The organism is Gallibacterium salpingitidis (assembly GCF_001678495.1).
GTDB lineage: Bacteria > Pseudomonadota > Gammaproteobacteria > Enterobacterales > Pasteurellaceae > Gallibacterium > Gallibacterium salpingitidis.
The window spans coordinates 1-3,620 of record NZ_JTJL01000089.1 but is presented as its reverse complement, the minus strand read 5'-3'; the positions used below and the strand labels follow the sequence as shown (position 1 = coordinate 3,620).

The window sequence follows — 3,620 nt, the reverse complement described above, 5'->3', positions numbered from 1 at the left end:
ATATTGCAAAGGATCAATATCTACTTGAAGTCGTGCGTGAATAAGGTCAAGTGTAGATTGATATTCGCTAACTTGAGTATAAACGGTTGAGGCAAAACTTGAACCAATCGTACGTAATCCTGGTTCAATGTGTTTTAGCATTTGGTGCATTTCAAAGGCGGCACACCAAAATGAGGCTAATCGTTTAAGTTCGTTTTCCGTCCAGTTTAGGGTATATTTTTTCTCGGGTTCGGGCAGGGCGAGTTGTTTTGGTTCTAAACTGTACTTACCTGTTTTTCTGATCTGCGGTAAGACTTCTTCAAATACCCAGTTTTGGAATTTTTTTGCTATAGGTTTTTCACTGCGAAAAATAATCCGATACAGATTTGGCTCATTGATAAATGCTGTTCTGCGTTGTTTTTCATCTTTTGCCAAAATGTACGCCAAGCGTACACCTTGAGGATCTAACATTTGGCTTTGTACTCTACGAGAATTTTGTATTTCAAAAATTCCACAAACATCAAGTAAACAAAAGTATGGTTGATTATCGAAAAGTTCTACACGAACAGGATTTGAATTAAAATTGAAAATTTGATTTGACATTTTATGCCTCCTAGGATTTTAGTTATTGCCACTTAGTGGGTGACAGGGTTCAACTACCGATCCTAGTCGGCGGAGCTTATTTCCCCAAAGGGTGTTATATTCGGCTCTCTCGCCCCGTCATAGCTTGGCAACACCTAAAAATTAGGCATAAAAAAACCGCTTTTTTTTCGGAGCGTCGATAACCGACTAGGATTTAGTAGTGCGGTTATCTTAATACGATAGAGCGGTGGGTGTCAATAAAAAGCCCCGCTAATTTGCGAGGCTTATCTGTAATAAAAATTATCTAAAAACTGTCTTTCCCAGATTTCGGCAGCTCGATCACATTCACTTGGATCGAAGCTGTCGTCAGGGTCATACTCTTGATCTTCTCGATTGATCGGTAACTCTTCTTCAAATGTGTCGTGGCTCATGTGTTTCTCCTTTTCCTTTTCTTTTTAAAGCTCACTCATAGAATTAACTTTAAAAAAAGCCCTCCATTGAGGGCTGTTCGTCTAAAAATAATCTGAAATCGTCTAATTTAAACAATACTATCTATTTGATTTTAAATGCTAAATCTGTTTTTGATTGTCTAAAATCGTTTATTAGATATTGTTTAAATTGGCTAAGTTAGACAAGCAGCACTACATCGCTTCTGCGATAAGTTGTTGATAATATTGCTGTGCCAGCTCAACACGTTTGATGATTTTTTCGATAATGTCATCATTGCGTTTCACTGTTACAGTGGTAATCCTTTTTTCTTGTGGTATTTGTTCAACAAGATCGATATATTTTTCAGGGCTTTCCCAATTTGCAATCATTTCGGGTGGGGTAGGGAATAGGCAGAAGTCTATTTGTGCTTCTTCGCAATCCCAAAGCCACATATAGCCCTGCATTTGTATATCATAGCCTGCTTTTTTGGCTTTATTTTCCGCTTCATCTTGGAAAAATGGATGGGTGCCAATATCCCACGAACATTTTGTGTCGATAATGAGTTTTCTGGTTGGCACATAGATATCACATTCGCCGGTAATCCATTCATTTTCTCGTCTTTCTTCGTTTTTCTTTAAGGCAAGCCCTCGTTTTAAGCCACTTAATTTAATCGCTTGCTTTTCTAAAGCGATCCCTTTTTCTGTGTATTTGTTGCCTTCGAATGCTTGGTAGCCAAAGAGGTCATATTTTACGATTTCACGCACCGCACTTTTGGCAGTGTCTGAGATGGTTTTATCTCTTGCTTCCGACATTAATTTATGGAGCATTGAACATCTAGCTTTCATTTGATACATTTTGGTTCTCCAATTTTTCTAACTCTGTATATTGTTCTGGTGAGAATTCAAAGCCGTTATCACATAAGTCTTGTAATGTGGTTTCTCGGTTGAGAATGTTTTGTTTGCATTGTGCAAAAACATCATCACTGACGGTCATTATTGAATATTCCGCCTCTTGCACTTCGTTATCAGGGTAGGCAAATTCACCGCTATCTTTCACAATGGATTGATCCGCTAACACGGCGGATTGCATTTCAACGGAAAGCGGCGCTTGTTTTGATAATAGCAATTTCAACACGGTTTTTAATGCCATTGCTTCGAAATTATCCACCCACACGCCATAATGTTTTTTATAGCTTTGGCTGTATCGTAAGGCGTGTTTTTTCACTTCTTCGTGACTCATATAAAGTTCTGCTGAGAAGTCATTCAGTAGCCTGAAGTAGGCATAGTAACCAATCGGTAATTCGCCATCTTTCGGCTCTTGTTCCCAGTCAAATTCAAAGCCGTTAATAAAATCTTTTTTCACTAATTGCTTTTGGTAAACGGGAACGGCGACAAGCCGTTTAAATTGCCCGCTTCTTTGGGCAAGTTGAATAAAGCCTTTGTAGCCAATTTGGAATTGGGCTTCGGTGGTGTTGGTTTTGCTGTTTTTAAACGGTAGGATATAAGCAAATCCTAAGCCGTTTTGTATTGGTAAATTCAGTGTTGCTGCCATACAAGCGGCATTGAAGATACTTTTGGGCTCGACATTAATGAGCATTGCGTTGCTGTTGGCAATTTGTAGTACGCTGGTGGCAAATGTTGCGGCATTTTTACCGAGCAATTCTTGTAATTTTTGTTTTGCGGTTGGTTTTTCAAAAAAATCTCTTAAAACCTGTGCGGGGGAAACATTCTTTGTTTTCATCACTTTGTTTTGAGTTGTCATTTTTTTCTCCTAAATCATATAGCCTTTACCGAAATGTTGCATTTTCTTGATTGGCTGAATATTCGCGCCTGTTAAGGTTTTAATGCGATTATTAATAAAGGTTTTGGTTAACTCCGCCGTAGCAAAGTTGTAGTGTTCACCGCCAAAGTAGTGATTGATTTGTTCAATCTTTCTGCCGTGTGCGTTCTTTTTAACCATTTCAACCGCATAGCAACCGAGCCCTTTGGGGTGTTGGAAGATGTTCCAGTAGCGATCCGCCACGTTTCGGTGACGCACGGTTTCCATTAAAACCGGTTTCGGTTTTGGTGGCGGTGCTTTGCTTTCCGTTGTGGGGGCTTTGTGTTTGTGGTTGTAATAGGGGTTGACCTTTTTCAAAAATTCGTAATAACGGTGTGCGTCGTGTTGTTTCCCCCAGCAGTACAGTGAGGTGGCACAAACGCCCAATTCTTTTGCTGCCTCCTTTGGTGGTTTGCCCAGCTCGTACATTTTGTTTAGGAAGGCTTTTCTTTCTTCGATGGTGTAAGCTCTGCCCATTATTTTGCCCTCAAATGCTGTCTAATTTCCGCTTCGTGTTCCGGCGTGAGCGGTGTTTGTAGCTCACCGTGCGTTTCTTTCCATTCGTTATTCGCCCATTCTTTCCACGCTAATTGCTCTTCGCTTAGTTCGGTTTCGAGGTTTAGTGTGTGGTCGTAATAGTCGGTGTCTTTGTCGTATTGAGCAGCGTGTGCCGGTTGGCAACTGATGCCGAGCACGGTGGCGATAATCAATGCGGCGATGAGGTAAAAGGGTTCGTGAGTGAATTTCATTGTGTTGCTCCTTATTTGAACAATTTACAGAATTTAGGGTGCAATAAACCGCCTCACTAAAAA

Annotated in this window: 6 protein-coding genes; all 6 read right to left on the bottom strand. The window is 40.3% G+C overall.

Features of this window, described 5'->3' with window-relative positions:
• Positions 1-582: BRO family protein (locus tag QS62_RS11735; protein ID WP_066110395.1), on the bottom strand; the 582-nt coding region annotated here is incomplete at its 3' end.
• Between the two features lie 263 nt (positions 583-845).
• The gene (locus QS62_RS12030) at positions 846-992 is read right to left on the bottom strand and encodes a hypothetical protein (protein WP_156550138.1); all 147 of its coding nucleotides are present in this window, start codon (positions 990-992) and stop codon (positions 846-848) included.
• Positions 993-1,202: 210 nt separating this feature from the next.
• On the bottom strand, positions 1,203-1,844 hold the full coding sequence (locus QS62_RS11730) for a translocation protein TolB precursor (RefSeq protein ID WP_066110393.1): 642 nt from the start codon (positions 1,842-1,844) through the stop codon (positions 1,203-1,205).
• Complete coding sequence (locus tag QS62_RS11725) at positions 1,825-2,751, bottom strand: recombinase RecT (protein WP_066110391.1); 927 nt, start codon at positions 2,749-2,751, stop codon at positions 1,825-1,827. Before QS62_RS11725 ends, QS62_RS11730 begins: the two co-directional genes overlap by 20 nt.
• A 9-nt stretch (positions 2,752-2,760) precedes the next feature.
• The gene (locus tag QS62_RS11720; RefSeq protein ID WP_066110389.1) at positions 2,761-3,285 is read right to left on the bottom strand and encodes a hypothetical protein; all 525 of its coding nucleotides are present in this window, start codon (positions 3,283-3,285) and stop codon (positions 2,761-2,763) included.
• Positions 3,285-3,557, bottom strand: coding sequence for a hypothetical protein (locus tag QS62_RS11715; protein ID WP_066110387.1), 273 nt, complete (start codon positions 3,555-3,557; stop codon positions 3,285-3,287). The genes QS62_RS11720 and QS62_RS11715 overlap by 1 nt, the downstream gene beginning before the upstream one ends.
• Between the last annotated feature and the right edge of the window lie 63 nt (positions 3,558-3,620).